General features: G+C 33.5%; 21 protein-coding genes, 1 pseudogene and 1 riboswitch. Of the genes and pseudogenes, 19 read left to right on the top strand and 3 right to left on the bottom strand.

Going from position 1 to position 26,207, the window contains the following annotated elements:
* Window positions 1-18: 18 nt before the first annotated feature.
* From ES724_RS07340 to ES724_RS07375, 8 genes are all read left to right on the top strand, one after another.
* Entirely contained in the window at window positions 19-2,400 is a 2,382-nt protein-coding gene (locus ES724_RS07340) for a P-loop NTPase family protein (protein WP_146931584.1), read from the top strand.
* The gene (locus tag ES724_RS07345; protein ID WP_146931586.1) at window positions 2,401-3,114 is read left to right on the top strand and encodes a hypothetical protein; all 714 of its coding nucleotides are present in this window, start codon (window positions 2,401-2,403) and stop codon (window positions 3,112-3,114) included.
* A gap of 3 nt (window positions 3,115-3,117) precedes the next feature.
* Window positions 3,118-4,386 carry a cation:proton antiporter domain-containing protein gene (locus tag ES724_RS07350; protein ID WP_146931589.1) on the top strand — a complete coding sequence of 423 codons (1,269 nt, stop codon included), beginning with the start codon at window positions 3,118-3,120 and terminating at the stop codon, window positions 4,384-4,386.
* A gap of 97 nt (window positions 4,387-4,483) precedes the next feature.
* Window positions 4,484-5,185 carry a hypothetical protein gene (locus tag ES724_RS07355; RefSeq protein ID WP_146931591.1) on the top strand — a complete coding sequence of 234 codons (702 nt, stop codon included), beginning with the start codon at window positions 4,484-4,486 and terminating at the stop codon, window positions 5,183-5,185.
* 39 nt (window positions 5,186-5,224) lie between these two features.
* Window positions 5,225-5,812, top strand: a complete 588-nt coding sequence (locus ES724_RS07360) for a Crp/Fnr family transcriptional regulator (protein WP_146931593.1) — start codon at window positions 5,225-5,227, stop codon at window positions 5,810-5,812.
* Between the two features lie 97 nt (window positions 5,813-5,909).
* Entirely contained in the window at window positions 5,910-6,590 is a 681-nt protein-coding gene (locus ES724_RS07365) for a type 1 glutamine amidotransferase domain-containing protein (RefSeq protein ID WP_146931596.1), read from the top strand.
* Between the two features lie 3 nt (window positions 6,591-6,593).
* Entirely contained in the window at window positions 6,594-7,712 is a 1,119-nt protein-coding gene (locus tag ES724_RS07370; protein ID WP_146931599.1) for an alkene reductase, read from the top strand.
* A gap of 221 nt (window positions 7,713-7,933) precedes the next feature.
* Entirely contained in the window at window positions 7,934-10,039 is a 2,106-nt protein-coding gene (locus ES724_RS07375; RefSeq protein ID WP_146931602.1) for a prolyl oligopeptidase family serine peptidase, read from the top strand.
* Window positions 10,040-10,239: 200 nt separating this feature from the next.
* On the opposite strand, the gene rlmF is transcribed toward ES724_RS07375, so the two are convergent.
* Complete coding sequence (rlmF, locus tag ES724_RS07380; RefSeq protein ID WP_146931605.1) at window positions 10,240-11,094, bottom strand: 23S rRNA (adenine(1618)-N(6))-methyltransferase RlmF; 855 nt, start codon at window positions 11,092-11,094, stop codon at window positions 10,240-10,242.
* A gap of 114 nt (window positions 11,095-11,208) precedes the next feature.
* Between rlmF and ES724_RS07385 the strand changes: the two genes are divergently transcribed.
* Entirely contained in the window at window positions 11,209-12,522 is a 1,314-nt protein-coding gene (locus ES724_RS07385; protein WP_146931607.1) for a DEAD/DEAH box helicase, read from the top strand.
* A 347-nt stretch (window positions 12,523-12,869) separates the two neighbouring features.
* Here ES724_RS07385 and ES724_RS07390 read toward each other — a convergent pair whose 3' ends face one another.
* Complete coding sequence (locus ES724_RS07390; RefSeq protein WP_146931610.1) at window positions 12,870-13,661, bottom strand: SDR family NAD(P)-dependent oxidoreductase; 792 nt, start codon at window positions 13,659-13,661, stop codon at window positions 12,870-12,872.
* 225 nt (window positions 13,662-13,886) lie between these two features.
* On the opposite strand from ES724_RS07390, the gene ES724_RS07395 reads away from it, so the two are divergent.
* Both ES724_RS07395 and ES724_RS07400 read left to right on the top strand, forming a co-directional pair.
* Complete coding sequence (locus tag ES724_RS07395) at window positions 13,887-15,434, top strand: SDR family NAD(P)-dependent oxidoreductase (protein WP_146931613.1); 1,548 nt, start codon at window positions 13,887-13,889, stop codon at window positions 15,432-15,434.
* A 28-nt stretch (window positions 15,435-15,462) separates the two neighbouring features.
* Window positions 15,463-15,693 carry a VF530 family protein gene (locus ES724_RS07400; protein ID WP_026838651.1) on the top strand — a complete coding sequence of 77 codons (231 nt, stop codon included), beginning with the start codon at window positions 15,463-15,465 and terminating at the stop codon, window positions 15,691-15,693.
* 533 nt (window positions 15,694-16,226) lie between these two features.
* Here ES724_RS07400 and ES724_RS07405 read toward each other — a convergent pair.
* The gene (locus ES724_RS07405; RefSeq protein WP_146931616.1) at window positions 16,227-18,023 is read right to left on the bottom strand and encodes a DUF885 domain-containing protein; all 1,797 of its coding nucleotides are present in this window, start codon (window positions 18,021-18,023) and stop codon (window positions 16,227-16,229) included.
* Window positions 18,024-18,233: 210 nt separating this feature from the next.
* Window positions 18,234-18,329, top strand: a riboswitch (SAM-I-IV-variant riboswitch).
* A gap of 56 nt (window positions 18,330-18,385) precedes the next feature.
* Between ES724_RS07405 and ES724_RS07410 the strand changes: the two genes are divergently transcribed.
* The 8 genes and pseudogenes from ES724_RS07410 to ES724_RS07445 all read left to right on the top strand — a co-directional run bounded on the left by ES724_RS07410 (window position 18,386) and on the right by ES724_RS07445 (window position 26,075).
* Window positions 18,386-19,741 carry a Na+/H+ antiporter NhaC family protein gene (locus ES724_RS07410; protein WP_146931619.1) on the top strand — a complete coding sequence of 452 codons (1,356 nt, stop codon included), beginning with the start codon at window positions 18,386-18,388 and terminating at the stop codon, window positions 19,739-19,741.
* A 113-nt stretch (window positions 19,742-19,854) separates the two neighbouring features.
* A pseudogene (locus ES724_RS07415) lies at window positions 19,855-20,238 on the top strand (pirin family protein); the annotation flags it as partial.
* A gap of 5 nt (window positions 20,239-20,243) precedes the next feature.
* On the top strand, window positions 20,244-20,888 hold the full coding sequence (locus tag ES724_RS07420) for a hypothetical protein (RefSeq protein WP_170249862.1): 645 nt from the start codon (window positions 20,244-20,246) through the stop codon (window positions 20,886-20,888).
* Window positions 20,889-21,069: 181 nt separating this feature from the next.
* Window positions 21,070-22,062 carry a UDP-3-O-(3-hydroxymyristoyl)glucosamine N-acyltransferase gene (gene lpxD / locus ES724_RS07425; protein WP_146931625.1) on the top strand — a complete coding sequence of 331 codons (993 nt, stop codon included), beginning with the start codon at window positions 21,070-21,072 and terminating at the stop codon, window positions 22,060-22,062.
* 118 nt (window positions 22,063-22,180) lie between these two features.
* Window positions 22,181-23,521 carry a DEAD/DEAH box helicase gene (locus ES724_RS07430; RefSeq protein ID WP_146931628.1) on the top strand — a complete coding sequence of 447 codons (1,341 nt, stop codon included), beginning with the start codon at window positions 22,181-22,183 and terminating at the stop codon, window positions 23,519-23,521.
* A 165-nt stretch (window positions 23,522-23,686) separates the two neighbouring features.
* Window positions 23,687-24,403, top strand: a complete 717-nt coding sequence (locus ES724_RS07435; protein ID WP_146931630.1) for a pirin family protein — start codon at window positions 23,687-23,689, stop codon at window positions 24,401-24,403.
* A gap of 78 nt (window positions 24,404-24,481) precedes the next feature.
* Window positions 24,482-24,937, top strand: a complete 456-nt coding sequence (locus ES724_RS07440; protein ID WP_026838642.1) for a J domain-containing protein — start codon at window positions 24,482-24,484, stop codon at window positions 24,935-24,937.
* 289 nt (window positions 24,938-25,226) lie between these two features.
* Entirely contained in the window at window positions 25,227-26,075 is an 849-nt protein-coding gene (locus ES724_RS07445) for a DMT family transporter (protein ID WP_146931633.1), read from the top strand.
* Window positions 26,076-26,207 lie beyond the last annotated feature (132 nt).

Here is a 26,207-nt window from a genome sequence, read left to right on the forward strand (position 1 = left end):
AAGCTGTTTTATTTATAAATGGAAATAAAAGTTTTGGAACCATCTGAGGTTACATCTGATTACTCTTCAAAAAAGTTCGAGTTAGAACTTGATGATTATATAAATAGATTAGATACTATTACTGATTCTGAAAAGTTAAAAAGAACTATTCTTTTAGACTTTTCAGAATTAGCTAACTTCTACATTTCCACTTCAGATTTAAATTTTCAAGGGATTTCTTCAATAACTAGGGATTCTAAAGAGGGCTATTTATTTCATTATGCCTTGGCGAAACCTTTTAAAGATCTCATGCTCCTGCATCGAGATGTATTTCTTCAACTTCAAATTGCATCACATAAAGGGGAAGAGAACGTAGTAGAAAAAGAATCTATAGATAAACATACTATAGAATCTAAATCTATTCTCCACCAAGCTTTAAATGCATTTCAAAAAGCTATTGAGCAAGAATATAGAACCATTTCTAGGTTCGAAAAAGGTGGGAAGGATATTTCCAAGCAAACAAAACATCAACTAAATCCTTGGCTTGTTTACAAAATGCAATTTGAAAACATTCTGGAACAATTTCAACTCATAGATACTGCTGGCCTCACCTTTCAAAAAGTAATCGATATATTTAATTCGATTAAAAGTCACACGATTAGCTCTTATGAAAGCAGTTTAGAGGAAGCTAAAAATTCTGAAGAAACAATTGAGAAAGTTTCTATTTCTTTAGAAAAAATGAATGATAATGAAGAGATTTCTCTTGTTATTACAGAAATTGAACTTGCTGTAAAAAAGATAGAAACTTCAGGTAGAAAGCTTGAAGGTTTTACAGACCTTGTTGAAAACAAGGTTAAATCTTTAGCGACCTTAAACTTTCCAACAGCTACAAATGAGGGTCTTTTACTTATTAAAAAGATAGACTTTAATAGATCTGTTAAAAAATGGTTGGATTATGAATTGTTGCCGTATTTGATAGATCTGTGGGAAAATCAGAATAATCTGGCATCTTATTATAAGCACAGTCTTCTTAATTTAAAAAGCAGTCTTAAATTAATTAAAAATAATAAGTCTTTAGCGCCAGTTAACGCTCAAATAACAACACTAAAAGAGATCCAGAGAACCATTGGATTAAATATTAGGAAGCAACAACAAATCATTTCGCAAATTATAATTAAACTAACTAATCAACTTTTGGCAACCAATATTTATACTTCAGAGGAATTTCTGGAAGTATCTTTTCAGTCTTCATTAAATCAATATACCGCAGGAAGTAGTGGTTTTTTGATGGATTGGTTTCAGAAGATCAAAATAGCTTTTAAATCCTTGAATTCTTCTTATGAAAAAACCATTTCTTCTTCTCCAGATAATTTAGTTGAGAAAGCAATTAATTGCATCAATTTTAGAATGGTTAAAGAGGAAAATGCTCATTATGATACCTTATTTTTAAACAAGAACTTTATTGGAGATCTATTCCTTGTACCTCGTATAGAGGAAGAGAACAAGCTCGATATTTGCTTTAATGACTGGCAAAAAGGTTTTAATAAGTCGGCACTTATTACAGGTAATAATTTAAGTGGCAAAACTACCTTTATGGAAGATTTTGCTAAAAAACATTTTGGGAAGGATATAATTATTTTAGAAACCGATAGCACTATTACCATTGAGGGTAGAAAGTTTAAAACCACCCAGAATTTAAAAGAAGCTTTACAAGAAGCAAAGAAGAATATTTATAATACTAAACCGGTATTATTAATAGACGATTTGGAATATTGGAGATCTGAGGAAATTAGTTTTTTGGATAATGTTAGAGCACTGGTGAATTTCGTGCTTTCAGAATCTGACAGGATTTTTGTTATGGTCTCTATTTCTCAAGCCATGCAAAGACATTTAGATCAGAGACTTCCATTTTCCAATGCATTTACTACTAGAATAGATTTAAACAAAACTAATTCTGAAGAAATATTCAAGGCGGTTTTAATAAGGCATGGTGCGTCTCATAAAAAACTGGTGAATAAGGATAGGTATGCAATGTCACCAAAACAAATAGAAAAAAAGGTTCAGGAATTATCTGGTAATTTTAAAAATAACATAGGCGAAGTGCTACAAGCCTGGGCTTATAGTACAAAGATGATTGATAATAATCTTGTGATATTTGAAGAAGCAGAATGTAACTTCGAAGATTTTTTTAGTTCAGAAGAACTCATCATTTTAAAATATGTGTATCTCTACAAATTTGTTAACGAAGTTTTATTAAAGAGTTTCTTAGGCAAAGGCTATAATATCAATTTCGATTCTGGGATCAAAAGGCTTATAAACACAAAGGTTTTATGGCGAAATTCTAATGGAAATCTTATCTTAAACCGAGTAATAACTTCAGATATTTTTGAAATTCTGAGATATCGAGGAACTATAAATTAAATGGAAGCTATCACCACATTTTATTCTTGGAGAGGACTGTTTTATCTTTTTATAGGTTTACTAGCTTTATATGGTATCATAAAAATAGTAATACGCCTTATAGAAAATTCAGCAAAGAGAAACTTAGCCAATAAACAGTTTATTTTCTGGTTAAGAAACAGCTTGTTATTTTATACTCCAACTGCTGTTATAGTTTTTGTTCTTGGTTTTATTTCTATTAATTATATAACACATAGTATTCTTATCCTTATAATTGGGGTTTTTGGCTTTCCTTATATCCGTAATTATCTAAGTGGTTTACTATTTAAATCCAATCCTATTGTGAATGAAGGAGCCCTAATAAAGGCTACTAATTTAGATGGAGAAATAAAACGCTTAATGGTCTTAGGAATGATCGTTAATACAGAACATGGTGAGCAATATATAAATTATATAAATTTAGAAGAGTATGGCTTTACCATTAATTCCAACAAAAGTAGTGCATTAAGACAAACGCTTTATCTTAAAACGAGTCTTACCCAAGATGCTATTCTAGATATATTGTTTGATAATCCTATTCTCAATTTCGAAGAAAAACCAAGTCTTAAAAATGGTGTGAACCCTGAAGATCTAATTTTAAAATACACCTTGGAGTCTGGAGCAACTACTAAAGATCTTATTTCTTTTTTAAATTCAAAAGGAATAGAAACAAACTTAACCCGTAAAGTGAATTAATATATGGAAATTTTATCCTCTTATAATTTAATAATTGGAGTGTCGGTAATTATTATACTGTCCTTCCTTTTTAATGGGTTGTCCAAAAAAACCAATATTCCTGCGGTTTTAATGTTAATTACACTTGGTGTAGGTCTTCAATACCTCTTGGATTATTGGGATGCCGGGAATGTGAACTTTTTTCCTGTTTTAGAGGTTCTAGGGATAGTGGGTCTAATAATGATAGTTTTGGAAGCCGCGTTAGAACTGCAATTGAAACGAGAAAAACTCATTCCTATTTTGAAAGCAATGGGAATAGCTTTAATAGGCTTACTAGCTTCAGCATGGGTTGCTGCGCTTATTCTATATAATTTTATACCAGAAATGACCATGCAATCTGCTTGGTTATATGCTACGCCATTATCCATATTATCCAGTGCCATTATAATTCCTAGTGTATTAGGCCTAACAGGTGATAAAAGAGAATTTCATATTTACGAAAGTACTTTCTCTGATATTATGGGAATTATGATGTTCTATTTTTTAACCGGAAAATTGAACCCGGCAGAAGATGGAGGAATTGCTGGTTTTAGTGGGAATTTAATCTTAACGATTGTTATTTCTTTAGTGGCCAGTTATGGAATCATCTTAATATTCCAACGTATTAAAAGTCAGGTAAAATTATTCCTGTTAATTGGTGTATTGCTATTGTTGTATGCATTAGGAAAGAAAATGCATTTATCATCTCTAATCATCATCTTGATCTTTGGATTGGTGATAGCAAATATGAAATTGTTCTTTAAAGGTAAGCTCTCTAAATATCTTCATTTTGAAAAAGCACACCATATATATCATGAACTTCATACTATCACTGCAGAGACAGCATTTGTAGTAAGAACATTCTTTTTTGTGATCTTCGGCTTGACCATTGCTATCACTTCACTTTGGAATTTAAATGTGGCGCTTATCAGTTTAATGATCATTGCTTCTATCTACGGAATTAGATTTGTATTACTAAGAATTTTCATAGGCGCAGATATCCTTCCGCAGTTATTTATAGCGCCACGAGGATTAATTACCGTACTCTTATTTTATGCAATCCCCGCGGAGGCCCAAATAGAAAGTTTTGAACCTGGAATCTTATTATTTGTAATTATAGGTACTAGTCTTATAATGACATTTGCTATGATTTATGATAAACGCAGATCTTCGAAAGCATTAAAAGAAGCCAATAGTATTAAGGTAGGTACAACTAAATGGAAAGCTCCTGCTTTGGAAGGAACTTCTAGGTAAATTAACCTTGCATTGTGATAGAAATCGCTTCTAATTAGTCACTTTTGACAGATCTAAAAAATTTGGATAAATACAACATCAAAAAATAAACGGACTAATGAATACAATATATAAAGCAGAGATATTAAACTTTGAAACTATTTTGGCATTACCTGATTATTGGGGTAACCAGAAATATAAGGACTTGCTTGGAGTAATGGAATACGGAGATATATCTGAAATTTCTGATGCAGAATTAAAAGATATGTGTTACATGTCTATAACTGAAAACGAACCAGAAGAAGCGGCTAGACTTATTTTAGGATATGTGTTTAATGAAAGATTGAATGCTGGCCAGATAGATAATCTTTCCAATGAAATGAGGGAAGAAAAAATGTGGGAAGAATATGCTGAAATAGGCTACCATGAGGACTTCTTTAATACAGGACAAATCCTTTTTGATGCTTTTAACGGGAAATTTCCACTTCCTGAAGCGGTAAAATTTGAGGTTAAAATTACTTCAGATAAATTGAAGGAGCTGTTAATAGACAATGAAATTACCGAAGCAGCTATAATAAGATTGTTGGCTCAAGGAATGCCGGAGCACACATTGATAAATAGATTATTTACAGAACAGTTAAGCTCTGAATCCTTTGAAGAAGCAGAGAATATTATTTGGCAGATGGACACCGAAATACAATCAGACAATATTGTATTAGTAACTGTAATCTCTTCTAAATATTTTTTCCTAGACTTAAAATATACTGAAAGCTTTGAGGGAAAAACACACAATGACTCAGAAATAGTAGAGGAAGATTAGACCTTTCGAATTGTATTTTGAAATATATTTATATTCTTAGTGAAGGTAGATAATTTACATACTAATATTTTAAATCATCTAACAAAGGTGATAAGCCTTACTGAAAGTGAGCAACAAGAATTTACCAGTATTTTGGAAGATATTAGAATTTCTAAAAAGAATTTTTTAATAGAACCTGGAGATCTGGTAAATTCAGAATATTATGTGGTTTCTGGTTGTTTAGAGGCCTATTACTTGGATGAAACTGGAGATAAACATATTATCCAGTTTGCTGTGGAGGATTGGTGGATATCAGATTTTGAAGCATTCTTTAACAAAGTGCCAGCTAAATTATATTTAGAAACTATAGAAGACTCTGTTCTTTTAGCCATTAATCGCGAAGCTTTAGAAATTCTGTACACTCGCATTCCCAAGTTCGAGCGTTTCTTTAGAATTAAAACCACCAGCGCCTTTGTTTCATTACGATCTAGAATATTATCTACACTTCAGAAAAGTGGAAAAGAACGTTATTTGGAGTTTTGCGAATTCTATCCCAAAATAGAACAACGGGTTCCAAATTATCATATTGCCAATTATCTGGGTTTGAAACCTGAGAGCCTAAGCAGGATCCGAAAAGAAGTTCTTTAGCTTAACCTTTTTTAACACTACCTCCTAACTTACATCAAGTAAATCCATAAGCTTTTGGTGTAGTTTTGTACTAATTAATCAACAAAATTATAACATTATGAAAAATATACTTTTTGTACTTACGAGTAACGATAAAATGGGGGATACCGATAATAAAACCGGATTTTGGATAGAAGAGTTTGCTGCTCCTTATTATATTTTAACTGATGCAGGATACAATGTTACTTTGGCTTCGCCAAAAGGAGGGCAACCGCCTATAGATCCAAATAGTGCTACAGAAGACGCTGCTACTGAAGATACCAAACGTTTTGATAAGGATAAGAAAACTCAGGAAGTTTTAGCCAGTACTAAGAAGTTAGAAGATGTAGATCAAAAAGATTTTGATGCTGTTTTCTACCCAGGAGGTCACGGTCTATTATGGGATCTAGTAGAGAACAAAACTTCTAAGAAATTGATTGAATCATTTTTAGCAAATGACAAACCAATTTCATTTGTATGTCATGCCCCAGCAATTTTAAAGAATATTCAGGATACCGAAGGGAATGCTTTGGTGAAAGGAAAAAAAGTGACTGGATTCACTAATGGTGAAGAAGAAGCAGTTCAATTAACTGATGTTGTACCTTTTTTAATTGAAGATATGATGAAGGAAAAAGGAGCAGATTATAGTAAAATTGGAGATTGGGAACCGTATGCATTAGAAGATGGACTTTTGATCACTGGTCAAAACCCAGCATCTTCTTCCAAAGTGGCAAAATTATTAATGGAAAAATTAAAATAATATATGAATAGTAATCAAGATTTATTAAAATCATATAAGTTAGGAGATTTAAACCTTTCTAATAGGGTCGTTATGGCTCCGATGACAAGAGGGAGAGCAAATAATCCTGAAGACAAACCAACAGCCAGTTTACATGCTGAGTATTACAAGCAGCGTGCAAGTGCCGGTCTTATTATTTCTGAAGGATCGCAGATCTCTAAAGATGCTGTTGGATATATTAATACACCTGGAATTTATACTGAAGAGCAGATTAAAGGGTGGAAGGAAGTAACCCAAGAAGTGCATAAAGCCAATGGAAAAATATTCATTCAGCTTTGGCATGTTGGGAGAATGTCTCACCCAGATTTTCATAATGGGAAGTTACCAATGGCACCTTCTGCAATTAATCCAAATGAAAAATCTTATACTACAGAAGGATTTAAAGACACAGTAGTTCCAAGAGAAATGTCTTTGGAAGATATTAAAACAACAATTTCCGACTTCAAAACTGCAGCAAAGAATTCTGTAGAAGCAGGGTTTGATGGAGTAGAAATTCATTCTTCCAACGGATATTTATTTCATCAATTTTTTAATGCGACTTCTAATCAAAGAAAAGATGAATATGGTGGAAGCTTAGAAAATAGAGCTAGGATTCTTTTTGAAGTATTGGATGCCGTGAAAGAGGTGATTCCAGAAAATAGAGTAGGAGTAAGATTAAACCCTTCTATGCATGGCATTTTTGGATGTATCATAGATGAGCAAACTATTCCAACTTTCGATTATATTATAGAGAAACTGAATAACTATAACCTTTCATATTTGCACTTGTCTGAACCTTTTACAGATGTTTCTGAAGTTCCTTTTGCAGAAACTCAAATTGCTAAACGATATAGACCGATGTATAATGGCACTATAATTATTAATGGTGGATTTGATCAAGAAAAAGGGAATCGTGTAATAGCAGATGGAGATGCAGATATGGTAGCTTTTGGTAAACCATATATTTCTAATCCAGATCTAGTAGAAAGATTTGCCCAAAATATTCCTTTAGACAATTGGGATGAAAACACTTTATATTCTGGTGGTGCCGAGGGATACTTGGATTATGAGGTTAAAGCAGAAAGAGAAGCGGTTTTACAATAACATATTTTAAATAGTTTAAAAACAGCCTTTTAGATTTATTTCTAAAAGACTGTTTTTTTTATCGCGGTTTCAAATTTTGAGAAGTGTACTTTTTTTTAGATTTTGACTTTTGTAACTAAGTTATAGTATTATATTTATAACCTCAATTTATGTACTATTCGTTATATTTTTTAAATTTTAATGAATATTTTTCATTTTTATAATCCAATTCTCGATCTTTTATGAAACTTATCAAGTATTTTACTCTTGCCATTCCGTTACTTTTCATCTCCAATCCAGTATTTTCCCAAATAGCTTATCCAACCTCCCCAAGTATTCCAGTTGTAGATGTATATCATGATACAGAAATAACAGATAATTATCAGTGGTTGGAGGATCAAGAAGGACCAAAAGTTTCTCAATGGATAGAAGAACAGAACTCGGTTTCAGAGAAATATTTGGATAAAATGTTGAATAAGTCCAGTGCCTCTCTGGAAATGAACAGGTACATGTACAGTGATATAGATTTTTTGAGAAGGGAGAAACGTACAGAAGAAAATAGAAACAAACGTTATTTTAGACTTTACTACGTAAACACCTATGGCAATCCAGATATATTTTATAAATATGGCGCCACCGGTAAATATGTGCCATATTTAAGAAACTCCATGTTATCTAATGTTGAAGACATCAATATTTCCAATTTAAGAACTTCCAAGAATAACGATTATTTGGCAGTTCAATACAATCAAAATGGGAGTGATTGGAATGATATAAAAATTGTAAAGATAGATGACAAGTTAATCTTAAATGATTTGGTGGAGAACACAAAATTTTCAAATATAAACTGGTATAAAAATGGTTTTTTTTATACTGAATATCCCAATGATTCGATAAATGCTAAAACGATCTTTCCGAAGATCAGGTATCATCTTATCGGGAATAACCAAAGCAAGGATCAGGTAATAATACAGACTAGAAAAAGCACGGTGTCTCTGGATTTGTACAGTGATGAGACAGAGGAGATCTATATTATCAAAAAAGAAAATTCAGAATCTAATAGTTACAGTTATTACTACTATGAACCAGTTACCAATAATATAAGATTCAGACCACTTTTAAAGGATATCAAGTATGAGCTATACATTCGTGGCTTTAAAAAAGATTTGATCCTTGCAAGAACCTCCATGGAATCAAGGCAGTTGTTGGTTGCAATCGACCCTAAGGATCCGGGAAACTGGAAAATTTTATCTCCTTCTTATGAAAATGCAATATTGACCGGACAGGAGATTCTGGACGATAAGGTCCTACTCTCATATCATGGAGCAGTCAATGATTTTATTATTGCAGTAGATTTTGAAGGTAAGGTTCTAAATGAGTTAAGCATTACCGCTGGATTATCTCTAAGTAGTATGGATTTTAATAAAGATTCTAAAAGATTCATTTATTCAGTAGAATCTTATACAATTCCAAGGGTTTTATACAAATTGGATATGGAAAATTTTACAACTGAATTATACGATAAGACCAAGGTGAATTTTGATTTTAAAGATTACAAATTCAGGAAAACTACTTTTAAGTCCCATGATGGAGTAGAGGTTCCAATTTTTATTGTTTTTAAGGATGAACTTAAAACCGATGGAAGCACTCCTTTTTTATTAAAAACCTATGGGGGCTATGGGAATATAGGAACCCCAAGGTACGACCCGGGAATTGTTTATTTCCTAGAGAATGATGGTGCTTTTGCCTATGTAAATGTTAGAGGAGGAGGTAAGTTGGGTAACTCCTGGTGGGAAGATGGTAAAAATTTGAATAAGAAAAATGCATTTCTGGACTTTATTGGAGCCTCAGAGTTTCTAATTGATAAAGGCTATACTTCTCCTAAAAAAATAGCTATTACTGGAGGGTCTCATGGCGGACTTGTTATGGGTGCAGCAATAACTATGAGACCAGACCTTTATGGAGCAGCAGCAATAGATGTTGGTGCCTTAGATATGTTAAGGTTTGAAAATTTTACCATAGGAGCTACAAATACGAATCTTTCTGAATTTGGAAGTGTGAATAATCTAGATGAATTTGAGAACCTGCTTTCCTATTCACCCTATCACAATATAGATTACACTCAATCTTATCCTTCCACACTTATAATGACCGGAAAATATGATGATCGTGTGCCACCTCTTCATTCATATAAATTCACTGCGCTAATGCAAAATAATCCTAATCAAAAAAATCCTGTTTTACTTTGGACTCAGGACCATACAGGGCATTACGGCGCAAGCAATATAGAAGATAAGTTGCTAGAGAATTCCTATAAATATGGGTTTCTGTTGAACGAGTTAAAGTAGAGCGGTATTTAGATTACAAAGTGAAGAACAGAAAGAAAAGCGGTTTTATAATAAGATTCTCTTCAAATAAGAAAAGCTCTTCAAAATTATTTGAAGAGCTTTTTTTGATAATTACTTCAGAAAAAGAACTTTTAAAATAGAACGTTTTAAAAGTTCTTTGATACATATAAGTTTAGAATGTTTAAAACCGCAATGAGGTACTAAAATTTCCAAGCAATAAAGCGGCTCTTTTTATTACCCTGACTCATTGGGATCACTTTATAAGTAGCTTTTAATTTATCCAGTTGCTTGTAGATTTTTGAAAGACTTTCTTTTTTAGAAATAAGAGAAGTGAACCAACCAACTTGAGTTTTGAAATCTGCGCTTTCTTTGATCATTCGCTTTAAGAATAAAGCTTCTCCACCATTACACCATAATTCGTTAGATTCTCCACCAAAATTTAGAGGGCTTCCAATTTCTCTACCTAAATTCTTGGTCTTTCTTCTACTTGTTTTGGCCGCCTCTTCTTTTGAAGCATGAAAAGGAGGATTACACATACTAAAGTTGAAATATTCGCCTTCCTTGATCACCCCTTTAAACATATTGGAATGATCATCCTGATATCTTATTTCAATATTCTGACTCAGTTTTTTAGTGGTATTTATATTATGTTGCGCTGCTGCCACCGCATTTTCATCGATATCTGCACCCACCATTTTCCAATGATAAATACTGTTTCCTAAAATAGGATAGATACAGTTGGCACCAACTCCAATATCTAGACCTTTTACTTCCGGAGTTAATTTTTCTTCAGCCAGAAGATCGGCTAGATGATGGATATAATCTGCTCTTCCCGGTATTGGCGGAATCAGATATTTAGGCGGAATATTCCAGTCGGTTACTTTATAATGATGCTTTAAGAGCGCTTTGTTCAAATGAAGAACCGCTTGATTATCACCAAAATCAATGGTTTTTTCAGCATTAGTATTGGCTATAATATATTGTGATAATTCTGGTTGTACTTTTTCAAGTTCTTCAAAATTATATGCTTCGTTATGTATGTTATTTGGATGCAAATGTGTGAGATTAATTGAAGGCCAAAGATACGACCTTTATAATGGTTGAAATAACTTAACTGCCACAACTTCAGAAACCTCTAAAAGTATATGATTTAGCTGTATTTTTGCAAAATGGCAAATAAAATTAAAGATCAGAGCGAAATCTTGGAAAAGATGGAGATAGCAAAACTTAATCCTATGCAGGAAGAGGCTTGCGAAGTTATAGTTGCAAACGCAAATGTCGTTTTATTATCACCTACTGGAACAGGAAAGACCTTGGCATTCTTATTACCAATTATAGACTTGTTGGATATGAATTCTAAGGAGGTTCAAGCCATGATCTTGGTTCCTTCCAGAGAACTGGCCATTCAAATTGAACAAGTGGTTAGAGAAATGGGTACTGGTTATAAGACCAATGCAGTGTATGGAGGCAGACCATTTTCTAAGGACAAAATTGAGTTGAAGCATGAACCTGCAATTTTAATAGGTACACCTGGAAGGGTTTCAGATCATTTAAGAAGAGGAACTTTTTCTGTGAATTCAATAAAAACATTGGTTTTAGATGAGTTTGATAAATCTTTGGAAGTTGGATTTGAAGAACAAATGACAAAGATCATCAACGCATTACCAAATATTGAAAAACGCATACTTACCTCTGCTACACAACAAATTGAGATCCCTCGATTTGTTGGATTAAAAGATGCTGTACATATAAATTATCTGGATGGCAAGAAGATCTCTCAGCTTCAGATAAAAACTATAAATTCTGCTTCCAAAGATAAATTAGAATCTTTAAAAGAGGTTTTAGATCATATTGGCAATAAGCCAGGTATTGTATTTTGTAATTTCAGAGATAGCATTCAAAGAGTGAGTGATTATTTAAATGCTTATAATATTGGTCATGGTTGTTTCCATGGTGGTATGGAACAACAAGATAGAGAACGTTCACTAATTAAATTTAGAAATGGAACTCATAACATCATTTTAGCCACAGATCTTGCAGCCCGTGGATTGGATATTCCTGAATTAAATTTTATTATACATTATCAACTTCCGCTTAAAGAGGAAGAATTCACCCATAGAAATGGACGTACTGCTCGAATGAATGCGAGTGGGAATGCATATGTTATAAAATGGGTAAAGGAAGACCTTCCAGATTTCATAGAATTGGATGAGCTTAAAAATCTTTCTACTAGAGAAACACCTTCTAAAACGATTTGGGAAACATTATTTGTTTCTGGCGGAAGAAAGGATAAGATCTCGAAAGGAGATATCGCTGGATTATTTCTGAAACAAGGTAAACTAGAAAAAGATGAATTAGGTGCAATTGAATTGAAACAGGATTGTTGTTTTGTTTCAGTCCCTGCATCAAAGGCAAAAGAGCTTATCTCCAATCTCAACAACACCAAACTGAAAAAGAAAAAAGTAAGAATAAAACTCGTTTAGTTTTGTTCTGAATCAAGAACCTCGGGGCAAGCCCACGAGGTATGACTTGGAAAATACTTTTAAAAATTCGAGGCAAGCCTCGGGGAATTAAACCCTCAATGAGGGATTCAAAATCCAGCCCTCAATTAAGGAAAAAGCCTTTAGAATTCTCCAAAGGCTTTTTTTGAGTTTTCGAAATGCTTTTTTAATTTTATAATAATTGTAAAAATGGTATCTGTCATGTTGTTCCGATAGCTATCACAATTGTTTCAGCATCTTATTTATTTGGATTAAGACCCTGAAACTCCCGACGATTCTGGACTGGGTGACGTGAACATTTCAAAGAGTGTAATTTGGTTTAATAAAAATTACATAGATCTATGTTTTGAAGCTCTTTCTTTCATAGAATCGTACATAGTATTCACCTTTTTATCGAACGCCAAAGGATCATCAAAATTTTCCTTGTTGTTTTCTTTACGTTCTTTTCCACCCATAATAACATCTATTTCTTCATTTTTTAATCCTTTAAGAGTGTCTTCTGCAACCATTTGAGGGGTGTCCATATTTTTAGAAGAAGCGCTTTCCATCATCGGAGTATCTGTGGCAGTTGGATAAACCGTCATAACCTGAATTGGGAAATCTTTTAGTTCTCTTCTCATAGCTTCAGAAAATTGTTTTACCGCGGCTTTTGTAGCAGCATAGGTAGCATAAAATGGCATTCCTATTAATCCTAAACCTGAAGATATATTTATAATGGCTGCATCTTTACTTTTCTTAAGCAAAGGAAGTGCATGTTTGGTGAGCAATATAAGTCCTGTGGTATTGATATTTTGTTGAGCAATAATATCTTCATCAGAAATGTCCTCTAAAGCACCTGCGCTTACTACACCTGCATTATTTATAAGAATATCAATTTGTTTCCATTTCTTTTTGACCGAATTTATCACTTCTTTAATGTCATCTAATTTTGAAACATCTCCCTGAATAAAACTAAATGTTGCTTTAGGAAACTCTGTTTTTAGTTTCTTCATTTTATCAAGATCTCTTCCCACAACTGCAAAAGTGCTAGCGCCGTTCTTATGAAATTCAGCTATTAATGCTTTCCCAATTCCGCTAGAACCTCCAGTGATTAAAATATTCTTGTTTTCTAAATTCTTCATTACTATATTTTTTAAGTCTATAGAAAGATAAAGTTTTGGTGCTTTCTTTTTATTAAAGTGAACTTAAAAATTATCTGAATTTGTATTTTCTTGTGAAAATTCTATTAATAGAGTATAGTTGTAAACAATGAATAATAGGAATCCCATTAGCTACAAACTTTTCAATCATGCCTATACTTAATGGTAGATAATAAAATTATATTTGCAAACTGAAAATTTTATGTAATGGGTTCTGATAAAGATGAAATAAGTGAAAATTTAAGTGAAGCAGATATCAATTTGTGCATCGCTATGTTGGAATCTTTAGTTGAAGATTCTAATCAGATTTTTGATCTTTCTGAAGAAAAACGAATCGCCTTAATGAAGGCTGCTGGAGCATTAACACGCCCAAGTAGAGATGAATTTATAAAGAGAAAGAAAGATTCTAAAAAGGCTTCAAAAAGGAAGATGATCGAACGGGATAAACATGCCCGAAAAGAAACCGGGATTAGAAGCGCCAGAGAAGCCACAATTTTTATTGCTCCCAGTCTTGTTGAAGTTCCCGCAGATGAAAAACCGGAATTAGAATCTCCAAGAAATTGTTACGTGTGTAAGACCATGTACACCAAACTGCATCATTTTTATGATACCATGTGTACAGAATGTGGTGACTTTAATTATGCCAAGCGTTATCAATCTGCCGATCTAACGGGGCAAGTTGCAGTAGTAACAGGATCTAGATTAAAAATTGGGTACCATATAACACTTATGCTATTAAAAGCAGGGGCAACAGTAGTTGCAACTACCAGATTCCCTGTAGATTCAGCCTTGCGATTTTCTAAAGAGCATGATTTTCAAGAATGGGGAGATCGCTTAAAGATCCATGGATTGGACCTTAGACATATTCCTAGTGTAGAGATCTTCTGTAATTTTATAGAGCAGCGCTATGAGAGATTAGATATTCTAATAAATAATGCCGCTCAAACCGTACGTAGACCCTCAGGATTTTTTGCGCATTTAATGGATAAAGAAGAATTACCTTATGATTCTTTACCGCAATTTGCCAAAGATCTTTTAACAGATCATTATAACTCTTTGCAAGAATTAAAATCATTAACAGAAGGCTCTTCAAATAATCAAAATAATGTTTTGCCGGTAACCTGGCATGGACCTGAACCGGGAATAGGATTAAGAGCATCTGCCAAATTATCCCAGATCCCTTATAGTTTTGATAATTCACTTTCTACAAAGGAGGTGTTTCCAGAAGGAGAACTAGATGCAGATCTTCAACAGGTGGATCTTAGAAAGACCAATAGCTGGAGATTAAGATTAGGAGAGATAGAAACCACAGAAATGATCGAGGTTCAGTTAGTAAATTCAGTTGCTCCATTTGTTTTATGTAATCGTCTTTCAGATCTAATGAAAAAGCAGAATACTGGTAAGAAGCATATTATTAACGTTTCTGCGATGGAAGGTAAATTCCATAGATTCAAAAAAGAAGATAGACATCCACATACCAATATGGCGAAGGCTGCATTGAATATGATGACGCATACTTCTGCAGGAACATTTGCAAAGGACGGCATATTTATGAATGCAGTAGATACCGGTTGGGTAACAGATGAAGATCCTGCAGAATTGTCCAAGAAAAAAGTGGAAGTTCATGATTTTCAACCACCTTTGGATATTGTTGATGGGGCCGCCAGAGTAATGGATCCATTATTCGATGGGATAAATACTGGTAAGCATTGGTGTGGAAAATTCCTTAAAGATTATAGACCTATAGACTGGTAAGAAATAAAAAAGTTAAATTAGATAACCTATGGATAATAATAAAATACCTCAAAAACAGCATAACAATCAATTACACGGAGTGAAATTGGTTGATATTATCGAGCGTTTGGTAGAAAAGCATGGATGGGAGAAAATGGGGGAGATGTTACCTATTAGGTGTTTCACTCACGATCCTTCTGTGAAATCAAGCTTGAAATTTTTAAGAAAAACACCTTGGGCAAGAGATAAAGTGGAGAAAATTTATATGCAAGATTTATAAATATTAGTTGTCATTTTTAGCATCGTGAAGAATCTCAATAGAGTTTACTATTTGTTTGAGATTCCTCCTCTGTCGGAATGACAAAGCTTAATAGTTGTCATTCTGAAAGGAGCATAGCGAATTGAAGAATCTCAAAGAAACATAATGTTTCTGTAAGAGATTCCTAATTTTGTCGGAATGACAAAGCTTAATAGTTGTCATTCTGAAAGGAGCGTAGCGGATTGAAGAATCTCAAAGTAGCATAATGTTTCTGTAAGAGATTCCTCTTTCTTCGGAATGACAAAGCTTAATAGTTGTCATTCTGAAAGGAGCGTAGCGGATTGAAGAATCTCTAAGTAGCAGAATTAAATTTTATAAGAGATTCCTCCTTCGTCGGAATGACAACTTTTTGTTCTGTGTCATTCTGAACATAGTGAAGAATCTCGATGGAGTTTATTATTTGTTAGAGATTTCTCCCTCGTCGGAATGACAAATAAAAAATGCACGAATATCATATAGAATATTCGTGCATTCGTGGCTTTAAATAAGCTGGATTATTTACTTTCTGCGATCCAACTATCTATTTTATTCTCTAACAATTCTAAAGGCACACATCCAGTTTCTAGAACCTGATTGTGATACTGTCTTATATCAAATTTATCACCTAATTCCTTTTTCGCCCTTTCTCTTAATTCTATGATCTTAAGTTGTCCGATCTTATAAGAAAGTGCCTGACCAGGATTGGCCATGTATCTTTCAATTTCAGAAGTTATACCAGCCTCAGACTCTGCTTCATTCTCCATAGAATATTGAATTGCTTGCTCTCTGGTCCAACCTTTAGAATGTAGGCCAGTATCTACAACCAATCTAACTGCGCGGTGCATTTCTGCTCCTAACATTCCGAAGTATTGGTAAGGATCTGTATAGAGTCCCAATTCTTTTCCTAAGGATTCTGAGTATAAAGCCCAACCTTCACCATATCCGCTATACCATAATGTCTTTCTGAAATTTGGCAGCACAGTGCTTTCTTGAGTTAAAGAGATTTGGTAATGATGTCCCGGAATGGCTTCATGCAAGAATAATGATTCATCCGAATATATGTTGTAAGTCGGTGCATCTGGAATTGGTACATAAAAAATTCCCGGTCTTGTTCCGTCTAAAGAACCTTGGTTATATTCGGCGCTTGCAGAATTCTCTCTAAAAGCTTCAGTTCTTCTAACTTCAAATTGAGTTTTTGGAGTAACATCAAATAATTTATCCAACTGAGGTTTCATCTTTTCATGGATCGCATTAAAATTTGCGATAATATCTTCAGGTTTGCTATAAGGCATTAACTCCTTATTCTCTCTAACATAATTAAAGAATGACTTTAAATCTCCTTTGAATCCGATTTGCTCTTTCACTTTTTCCATTTCTGAAGAGATACGCGCCACTTCATCCAATCCTAATTGATGGATCTCTGGTGCCGTCATATCTGTAGTGGTATATAGCTTTATTTGATGTTTATAGTAGTCTTCTCCATTTGGGATAGCTGCAATTCCGCTTGTGGTTCTACCAGCCGGTAAGTATTCATTCTTAACAAAATCATGCAATTTTTGATAAGCAGGAATCACTCTATCCTCAATCATGGAAGTGTAGGACTTCTTTAAATTGGTTTTTTCTTCTTCAGAAAAACCTTCAGGAAAATTAGTGATTGGAGTGTAGAAAAGATGCTTATTTAGATCTTTTTCGGTCATAGCTTCTAATTGAGGAATCACTTTAACGATCAAGGATTTTGGTAATACATAAGCTTCCTTCATTCCTTCTCTTAATTTTTCTTCAACAGAATTCATCCAAATTAGATAGCCATCTACACGCTTTTCCCAATTTTTATAATCTTCTACAGTTTTAAATGGCTGCGAACTCATTCCACTTGCCAATTGTCCCATACTAAGATTTACAGACCACATTTGGTCTATCGGGAAGAATTCAGAATTACGAAATTTTAAGGTTTCCAAATTTATATCAGTTTCCCATTTTAAAATCGCCTTGCTCATCTGCTCGGTTTCGGTCAGATTACCATCCTTATAATTTGAAAGTGAATCTTTATAGGAAGTGTAATAATTCTCTAAGGAATCTCTATATGCTTCAGAAAGTGTATTAGGAAATTGATCGTTATACCTATTATCTCCTGCCGCTGTTGCACTTAATGGATTTAATTTTAAGCCATCTTCATAATAATTCTCAAGAAGAGAATTAAAATTGGAACTTACTTTTTCATTGGCTTCTGCTTTATCTTCAGTCTTAACTCCATCTTTGCATCCTATAAATAAGAGAATTATGATAATTAAGCTTGCTAGTTTTTTGATCATTAATTTGTGTTTAATATTAGTTATATAAATGTAGGAGAAATCTAACTAATATATATGTAGCTGTAAATTAAATATTTAACATCTCTATAGATGAAAAAGAACATTATAAATTGATGTGATTATCTAATATGACAAAGCTATTACTATAAAAAAAGTGAAAATTAATCATAATTTTAAGTCCTCTCAATTTAATAAAAATCTATATTTGCCGCTAATTATCAAGAATCTCAAAAGAGATAGCAACCTGCAATAACAAGCAAGGTGCTGAAAATGATAAGCCATTTCTTTGGAACAAATGTTAATCACTACTTCCTTTTTATTGCTTTAATTTCCTTTTTTGAGATTCATAAAAATTTTGATTTATGAATAATTCTATTGAGACTGAAAAGAAGGTAAATTTTTATGCATTACTACCCTTATTTTTATTTGTTTTAACTTTTTTAGGTGCTGGTATCTATTTAGACGATTTTTATGCATTGCCTTCTCCAATTGCCGTAATACTAGGTATAGTGTTAGCACTAGTCATGTTCAAAGACTCGATTAATATCAAAATAGCTACTCTCTTAAAAGGCTGTGGAGATGACAAAATATTAACCATGTGTCTTATTTATTTGTTAGCAGGTGCTTTTACAGTGGTTTGTAAAGCAACTGGAAGTGTAGATGCTATTGTAGAACTTGGCTTACAATATATTTCAATTCAGTGGTTGTACGCAGGGGTATTTATAATTGCAGCATTTCTCTCTATAGCAACCGGTACTTCTGTTGGAGCAATTGTAGCACTAGGAGCTGTTGTAATAGGTTTTGCAGATACTACGGAGGTGTCTTTAGCAATATTGAGCGCCTCGCTTTTGGGAGGTGCAATGTTTGGGGATAACTTGTCTATTATATCAGATACCACTATCGCTGCTACTCAATCTTTGCAAGTAAATATGAAAGATAAATTCAGGCAGAATATAATTATTGCTGGACCTGTAGCAGTTGTTACCATTGGAATTTTACTTTATCAAGGTTTTGCATTAGATGATAGCATTAAATTAGACTCATCTAATTCAATAGAAATTATTAAAATAGTACCTTATCTATTAGTGCTAACACTGGCCGTTGTTGGAATGAACGTTTTTGTAGTGCTATTTATAGGAATTCTGGCTGCGGGAATTTTAGGGATCTATTACGGAGATTTTGGCTTGCTTGAATTCGCAAGATTATCCTATGAAGGATTTACAAGTATGACAGAGATTTTTTTACTTTCTTTATTAACCGGTGGTTTAGCAGCATTGGTAACTAAAGCAGGAGGAATCACATTTCTAATAAATTTTATTACAACTAAAATGAATTCTAAAACTGCTTATTTTGGGATCTCAGGTTTGGTAGGTGTCACAAACATGGCTATCGCTAATAATACAGTTTCAATTATTATAATTGGCCCCATTGCAAAACGACTAAACGATCGGTTTAAACTGAATCCAAAAAAAGTAGCCTCAGTCCTAGATATTTTTGCCTGTGTCGTGCAAGGTTTATTGCCTTATGGAGCTCAATGTCTTATAATTTTAAGTTTGGCTGATGGTAAAATAGATTACTTAGATCTAGTAAGTAACTCATGGTATCTTTGGTTATTATTAATAGGTACTCTCCTTTATATTCAGTTAACATCCAGGAATACTCCTACTGAGATTCCAACTGAAAAAGAGTTGGTTTTGGAAGAGGTTTTAGCTAATTAATTTGCGATTTTATAAAAATGATACCGTAGAGTTTTAGTATAATTTACGACCATTAAAGCTATAAAACTGTACCTTTAAATCGTTACTGTTTTTAGAATTCAAACGTTATTTATATGAAAAACACAAAGATCAAAAATATAAAACTACTAGGCTTTCCTTGGGAAACCAGTGATCCATTTTTATTTTGCGCTCATCACAGAGATGAGTAACCTAAGGGAAATGAACACATGGGGCCTGCAGCGCCTTTAGATGGAAGAAATATAGGCCAAGATTTTACTATTAAAGATGGTTGGAGAATGTATCATGGTAGCACTATGCATGGGTTTCCATTTCATCCACATCGCGGATTTGAAACTATAACCATCAATAAAGAAGGCTATGTAGATCATACAGATTCTTTAGGAGCTGCGGGTAGATTTGGTGCCGGAGATGTGCAATGGATGACTGCAGGGAAAGGGGTTCAGCATTCAGAAATGTTTCCACTTATTAAAGAAAATTAAACATGAAATTACAAAAGCAGTCTTTTTTAGACTGCTTTTTGTTTTTATACATAGAAAATACTATATATTTCATTTTAAATAATAACTTTTGCATTTTATACCAAGCCCTAATGAATCCTTTTAAATCGTTTCAAAATTATATTGCTGCACAGAAATCTATTAGTTTCTATTTTTTATTCTTAGGAATATTTCTACTTGTTATTGCTGCAGTTTCTAATCTTTATAGTCCAGAAGACGCTTTTTATGGAGGATTATTTATTGGAAGTTTAACTACTGGATTGTTAATTATGCTGGGAGGATTCTTTTATCGAAATTTCAATGACAAACTTTTTATATCGGTTGAAAGTAATTATAAAAAAGATAAGGCAATATTCTTAAATAATGAAACAAACAGAATGGAGAAAGTACTCGATGATTTTTCATCGTTTCAAATCATATTTACCATTATCATCATTTTGGCAATTGGAGTTATTATCTCATTTAAGATCCCATACATTTCAGGAATTTGCATAGCAATTAGTATATTATTAATTGGGATCCTTCTTATTGAAGCTATATCTAAATATTCTATAGATCACTATTCTGAAGAATTACTAAAAGCTCATAGTTCAAATTTTATTTTACAAGATACAGAGTATATTTCATAAGTCTGAATTGATTTATAACGTGATCATCAGAAGATTATAAATAATATTAGCTATGATTATAAGTATTTATCTGATTAACAGCTAAATATAAATTAATAGCCCCTATCTTGCCATTTCAAATAAACACCTCATAATTAATAAATAACTACTCGTTATATATTACCCTAAAAATTACCCTAAAATGAACACTATTAATATTAAAGAATTAAGCGAATTAGTTAATGGAGAATTAATTGGTGATACAAGTTTGCTTATTACAGGACCAGAACAATTAGAAAGAGCTCAAAGCAGTCATATTTCTTTTATTGGGAATAGAAAATATATTAAGCTTTGGAACTCATCTAAAGCAATGGCAGCTATAATTAACGATAATATAGATCTTGATCCAGAAGAAGGTCAGGCTTTAATTCGAGTTAAAAATGCAGATCTGGCAATGGTTAAAATATTGGAAGCATTTGATCCTGGTCAGCCACAGCTAGAATCTGGTATCCATGCCACTGCAACTATTCACGAAACTGCTAAGATAGGATCTAATTGTGTGATAGGAGCAGGATGTTATGTTGGGAAAGATGTTGTCTTGGGAGATAATGTTTTCTTATATCCTAATGTTACTATTCTAGATGAAACAAGTATAGGAAACAATACTACTATCTGGTCTGGAACTGTGATCAGGGAACGAACTGAAATTGGAAGCTATTGTATTTTTCATAGTAATGTGAGTATAGGATCTGATGGGTTTGGTTACAGACCAAGTGATGATGGCCGCGGATTGGTTAAAATTCCACAAATTGGGAATGTGGTTATTGGACATCAAGTAGAAATAGGTGCAAACTCCTGCGTGGATCGGGGGAAATTCAGTTCTACTGTCATTGGAGATGGATGTAAGATCGATAATTTGGTTCAAATTGGACATAACTCAGTAATGGGACGTTCATGTATCATGGCTGGAGGAAGTGGTCTTGCTGGTTCTGTCACCTTAGGAGATGGGGTGATAATTGGAGGTAGCGCTTCTATAAAAGATCATACTACCGTACATTCTGGTGCAACTGTAGGGGGAGGCTCTGGTGTAATGAGTGATGTTGCTGCAGGAAAAACTGTTTTGGGTTATCCTGCGTGTGATTCCAAGGATATGCTTAAGCAATGGATTGCCCTAAGAAACCTTGCTAAAAACTAAGAATTTCAAAACTTCATTTTAAAGGAATATTCTTTAGCTCAATTTTCATTGAAAATAATGGCTGATTTTTCACTGATTAAAAGCGAAAAGAGTACTTACCTTTGTCAAAAAATATTTTATGTCAAATCAGTTTTCCAGTTTAGGAATATCAGCAGAGATCACTAAAAGTTTAGAAGAATTAAATATCTCTGTTCCAACTGAGATACAAGAAAAAACGATTCCTATTCTGCTATCAAAAACTGAAGACTTTGTTGGTTTAGCAAAAACTGGTACGGGGAAAACTGCGGCATTCGGGTTGCCATTACTTCAACTTATAAATGCTGAAGAATCTCATATTCAAGCAGTAATTTTAGTTCCTACAAGGGAACTAGGGCATCAGATACTGAGCAACTTTGAAAGTTATGCTACCAATTTACCAGATGTTTCAATTACTGCTACTTGTGGAGGAATTCCTATTAAACCACAGATCGAAAGATTATCCAAGCCTACACATATTGTAATTGCAACTCCGGGAAGGCTTATAGATCTTATAAAACGCAAGACCATAGACCTTTCTATGGTAAACTATTTGGTATTGGATGAAGCCGACGAAATGGTGACTTCATTAAAAGATGGTTTAGATGAGATCGTAGCAAAACTTCCGAAGAAAAGGAGAACCTTATTATTCTCTGCAACGCTTCCCGGAACCATCAAGCAACTTATCCAAAATTATATGTCTAAACATGTAATCCAGATAAGTGCTAACATGGAGACCGTTGGGAATCAAGAAATAGATCATCAATTTGTAGTGGTAGAACCTATCGAGAAATTGGAGGTTTTAATGCATTTTTTATCCTCTAAAGAAGGAGAACGCGGAATTATATTTTGTAAGACCAAAGCTGCAGTAAATAAACTGGCTAAGAATTTAGCCATAAACAAATTTTCTTCAGGAGCTTTACATGGTAGTTTGTCCCAGCCAATTCGGGATCGCATCATGAAACAATTTAGAGAAGGACATATAAATATTCTTGTAGCTACAGATCTTGCTGCCCGCGGAATAGATGTAAAAGAGATCTCCTATGTGGTGAATTACCATTTACCAGATGTGTATGAGGTTTATGTACATAGAAGTGGTAGAACCGCCAGGGCAGGAGCAAAGGGGCTTTCTTTAACTGTGATCCAAAATGAGGAAATTCCGGATATTGCGGAATTTCAAGATGAATTGGGAATTGTTTTTAAAGAATATTCTAAACCCGATGCCCAAAGTGTAGAAGATAATAATACGCTGTTATGGGCAAAGCAAATTTTTAAAACTAAGCCTAACCACAATCTTTCTTCAGAATTAAAAGATGAAGTAAAGACCATTTTTCATCATTTGACTAAAGACGAATTAATAGAGAAAATGCTAGCTTCTTATGTTCTAAACACTAAGAATGACAGCATGCCTAATAATGAGCCACCTAAAAAGAAACGTAGGTAAGTTTTAATCCCTCATTGAGGGTTTAATTCCCCGAGGCTTGCCTCGAATTTTTAAAAGTATTTTCCTCCCGAACCATCGGGACATACCTCGTGGGCTTGCCCCGAGGTTCTTGATTTAAAGGTTAATATTTAAGAATCTTTACTTTTAGCCTTTAAAAACAGATCTATGGAATATGTACTTCACAAAGCAGATACAAGGGGACATGCAAATCATGGATGGTTAGATAGCCACCATAGCTTTAGTTTTGCAAATTATCACAACCCCGAAAGAATGAATTTTGGAGTGTTACGAGTCTTAAATGATGATATAGTAAGTGCAGGAATGGGATTTGGTACTCATCCTCACCAGAATATGGAAATTATTTCTATTCCTTTAGAAGGAGACTTAGAACATAAAGACAGCTTAGGGAATTTAAGTGTGATCCGGGAAGGGGACATCCAAATATTAAGTGCAGGTACAGGTATCTCTCATTCAGAATATAATAGAAATAAGGGAGAACAGGTAAAATTTCTTCAGATATGGATATTTCCAAACAAGAGTGATCTTGCTCCCAGATATGACCAGATCTCGATTAGGAACCTTCAGAAAAAAAATGAATTCTATCAAGTGCTTTCTCCAAATTCAGATGATGATGGGGTATGGATAAATCAAGAGGCTTGGTTTTCTATGGGAGAATTCGAAAAAGGTGTTTCTTGTGAATATGAACTTCACAATAAAAATAATGGAGTTTATATATTTGTCCTTGAGGGTTCTATAAGAATAGATAACAATAAACTCGAAAAAAGAGATGGTTTTGGAATCTGGAAAACAGATAAATTAGAGGTGATTGCAGATTCAAATGCGAAGCTCCTTTTAATGGAAGTTCCAATGCAAATAAGTTGATTTTGGATGATTTAAAAATAGATTCGAATAATTAGATAAAAAGCTGTAATTTCGCGCCTTATTTAAAATGAGGCATTTATGAAGCGTGTTAACGAATACAAGAAATTATTTAATGTTGAAAAAGGTTACGATCTTAAACAATTAAAGACTTCTTACAGAAATCTGGTAAAAGAATGGCATCCAGATAAATTTCAGGAGAGTGATGAAAAGCACGCAGAAGCTGAAATTAAAAGCAAGCAAATTATTGATGGTTACCATTTTCTAGTGAGTATAGCTCCAGAGACTAAGGCAGCCAATCTTGAAGAATACAATAAAACTACCTCTGAAGCTGGAATTGCCGATTTCCAACATAAAGGAAATTTATTGGAAATATCTTTTACAGATGGAACTACCTACGAATATTTTGGAGTAAACAAACCTTTATTTGTAAAGCTTGTAAATTCTGATAGACAGTTCAGATTCGCAAAAAGAAATATTTTTAATTCTTTCCTTTATAGAAAGTCTAAAAAAGATCAAGAACTTCAACCAGCGTAGGTTGTCCCCTCATTGAGGGTTTAAATCCCCGAGGTTTTTGATGAAAAACAATATTGTAAATTCCAAAAGCACTTGCTGTTTTTGGAATTTGCTTTTAATATCAAGTTTATTATAGCGTTTAATGCATCGTGTAGAAGCTTGGAATTGATCCTCTATTTAATCCCTCATTGTGGGTTTAATTCCCCGTCCCGAACTATCGGGATGCCTCGAATTTTTAAAAGTATTTTCTCCCGAACCATCGGGACATCTCGTGGGCTTGCCCCCGAGGTTCTTGATTAAATAATTACGCATGAATAAAAAGGCGATCTATGCCATTATAATATGTGCCATTCTTGCGGGTGCTAATGGCTTGCTCATAAAATCTATGACCAGCCTTAGTACCGGAACTATTGCCTGGTTTAGAACGGGAATTCCAATCTTGATCTTGATCCCTTTTTTATGGAAAGATGGAGAGCTGCATTTTAAAGGAAATAATAAAAAGATGTTACTCGCCTCACTTATCAATGCTGCGAGAATGTATCTCTATTTGCTTGCTTATATTTATACTTCTATAGGAAATACCGTTGTACTTTTTTATACCTATCCCATTTTTGTTACTGTTATTGAAGCTATTGCTTTCAAGCAAAAAATAGAGCGGAAACAAACTATGCTGTTATTATTGGCTTTTACCGGAATTGTGATCACCTATATTGGCAAACCATTCAGTTTTCAATCAAGCGATTTTATTGGAATGCTCGCAGCCGTTGGAGCTTCAATTGGATATGCTATAACAGTTGTGTTATTTAAGGCAGAGAATGCAAGGTATAGCAAGAACCAAATGATATTTTATCAGAATATAGTGGGCGCTATTGTTTTTATACCTTTTTTAATTGCAATCCCTTCAGCTACTTTACCAGACCTGGGGATTGGTGTTTTCTACGGTTTTCTAATAGGAATCGTTGTTTTTAAACTCTTCTTTTTCGGACTCAAACAATTATCAGCTGCTACCGCAACAACCTTGATGTATTTAGAGGTGGTTAGCGCCATATTATTAGGATATTTTGTACTTGATGAAGCAATTACCTGGAACATTCTTTTGGGAGGTAGTTTTATAGTAACCAGTAGCTATTTAATTTCTAGATTGAATAAAAAGAAATAAACTTTACGATATATCTCGTATACCATACTAACCACCTTAAGATTTGATTTTGAGGTGGTTTTTCGTTTATTCCAAATTCTTATTGCCTTTTTAATCTTAAAAACAGGATGTGTCTCTATCAAAAAGAAAGTT

Origin of the sequence: Gillisia hiemivivida, from assembly GCF_007997295.1 — a bacterium.
GTDB classification, from domain to species: domain Bacteria; phylum Bacteroidota; class Bacteroidia; order Flavobacteriales; family Flavobacteriaceae; genus Gillisia; species Gillisia hiemivivida.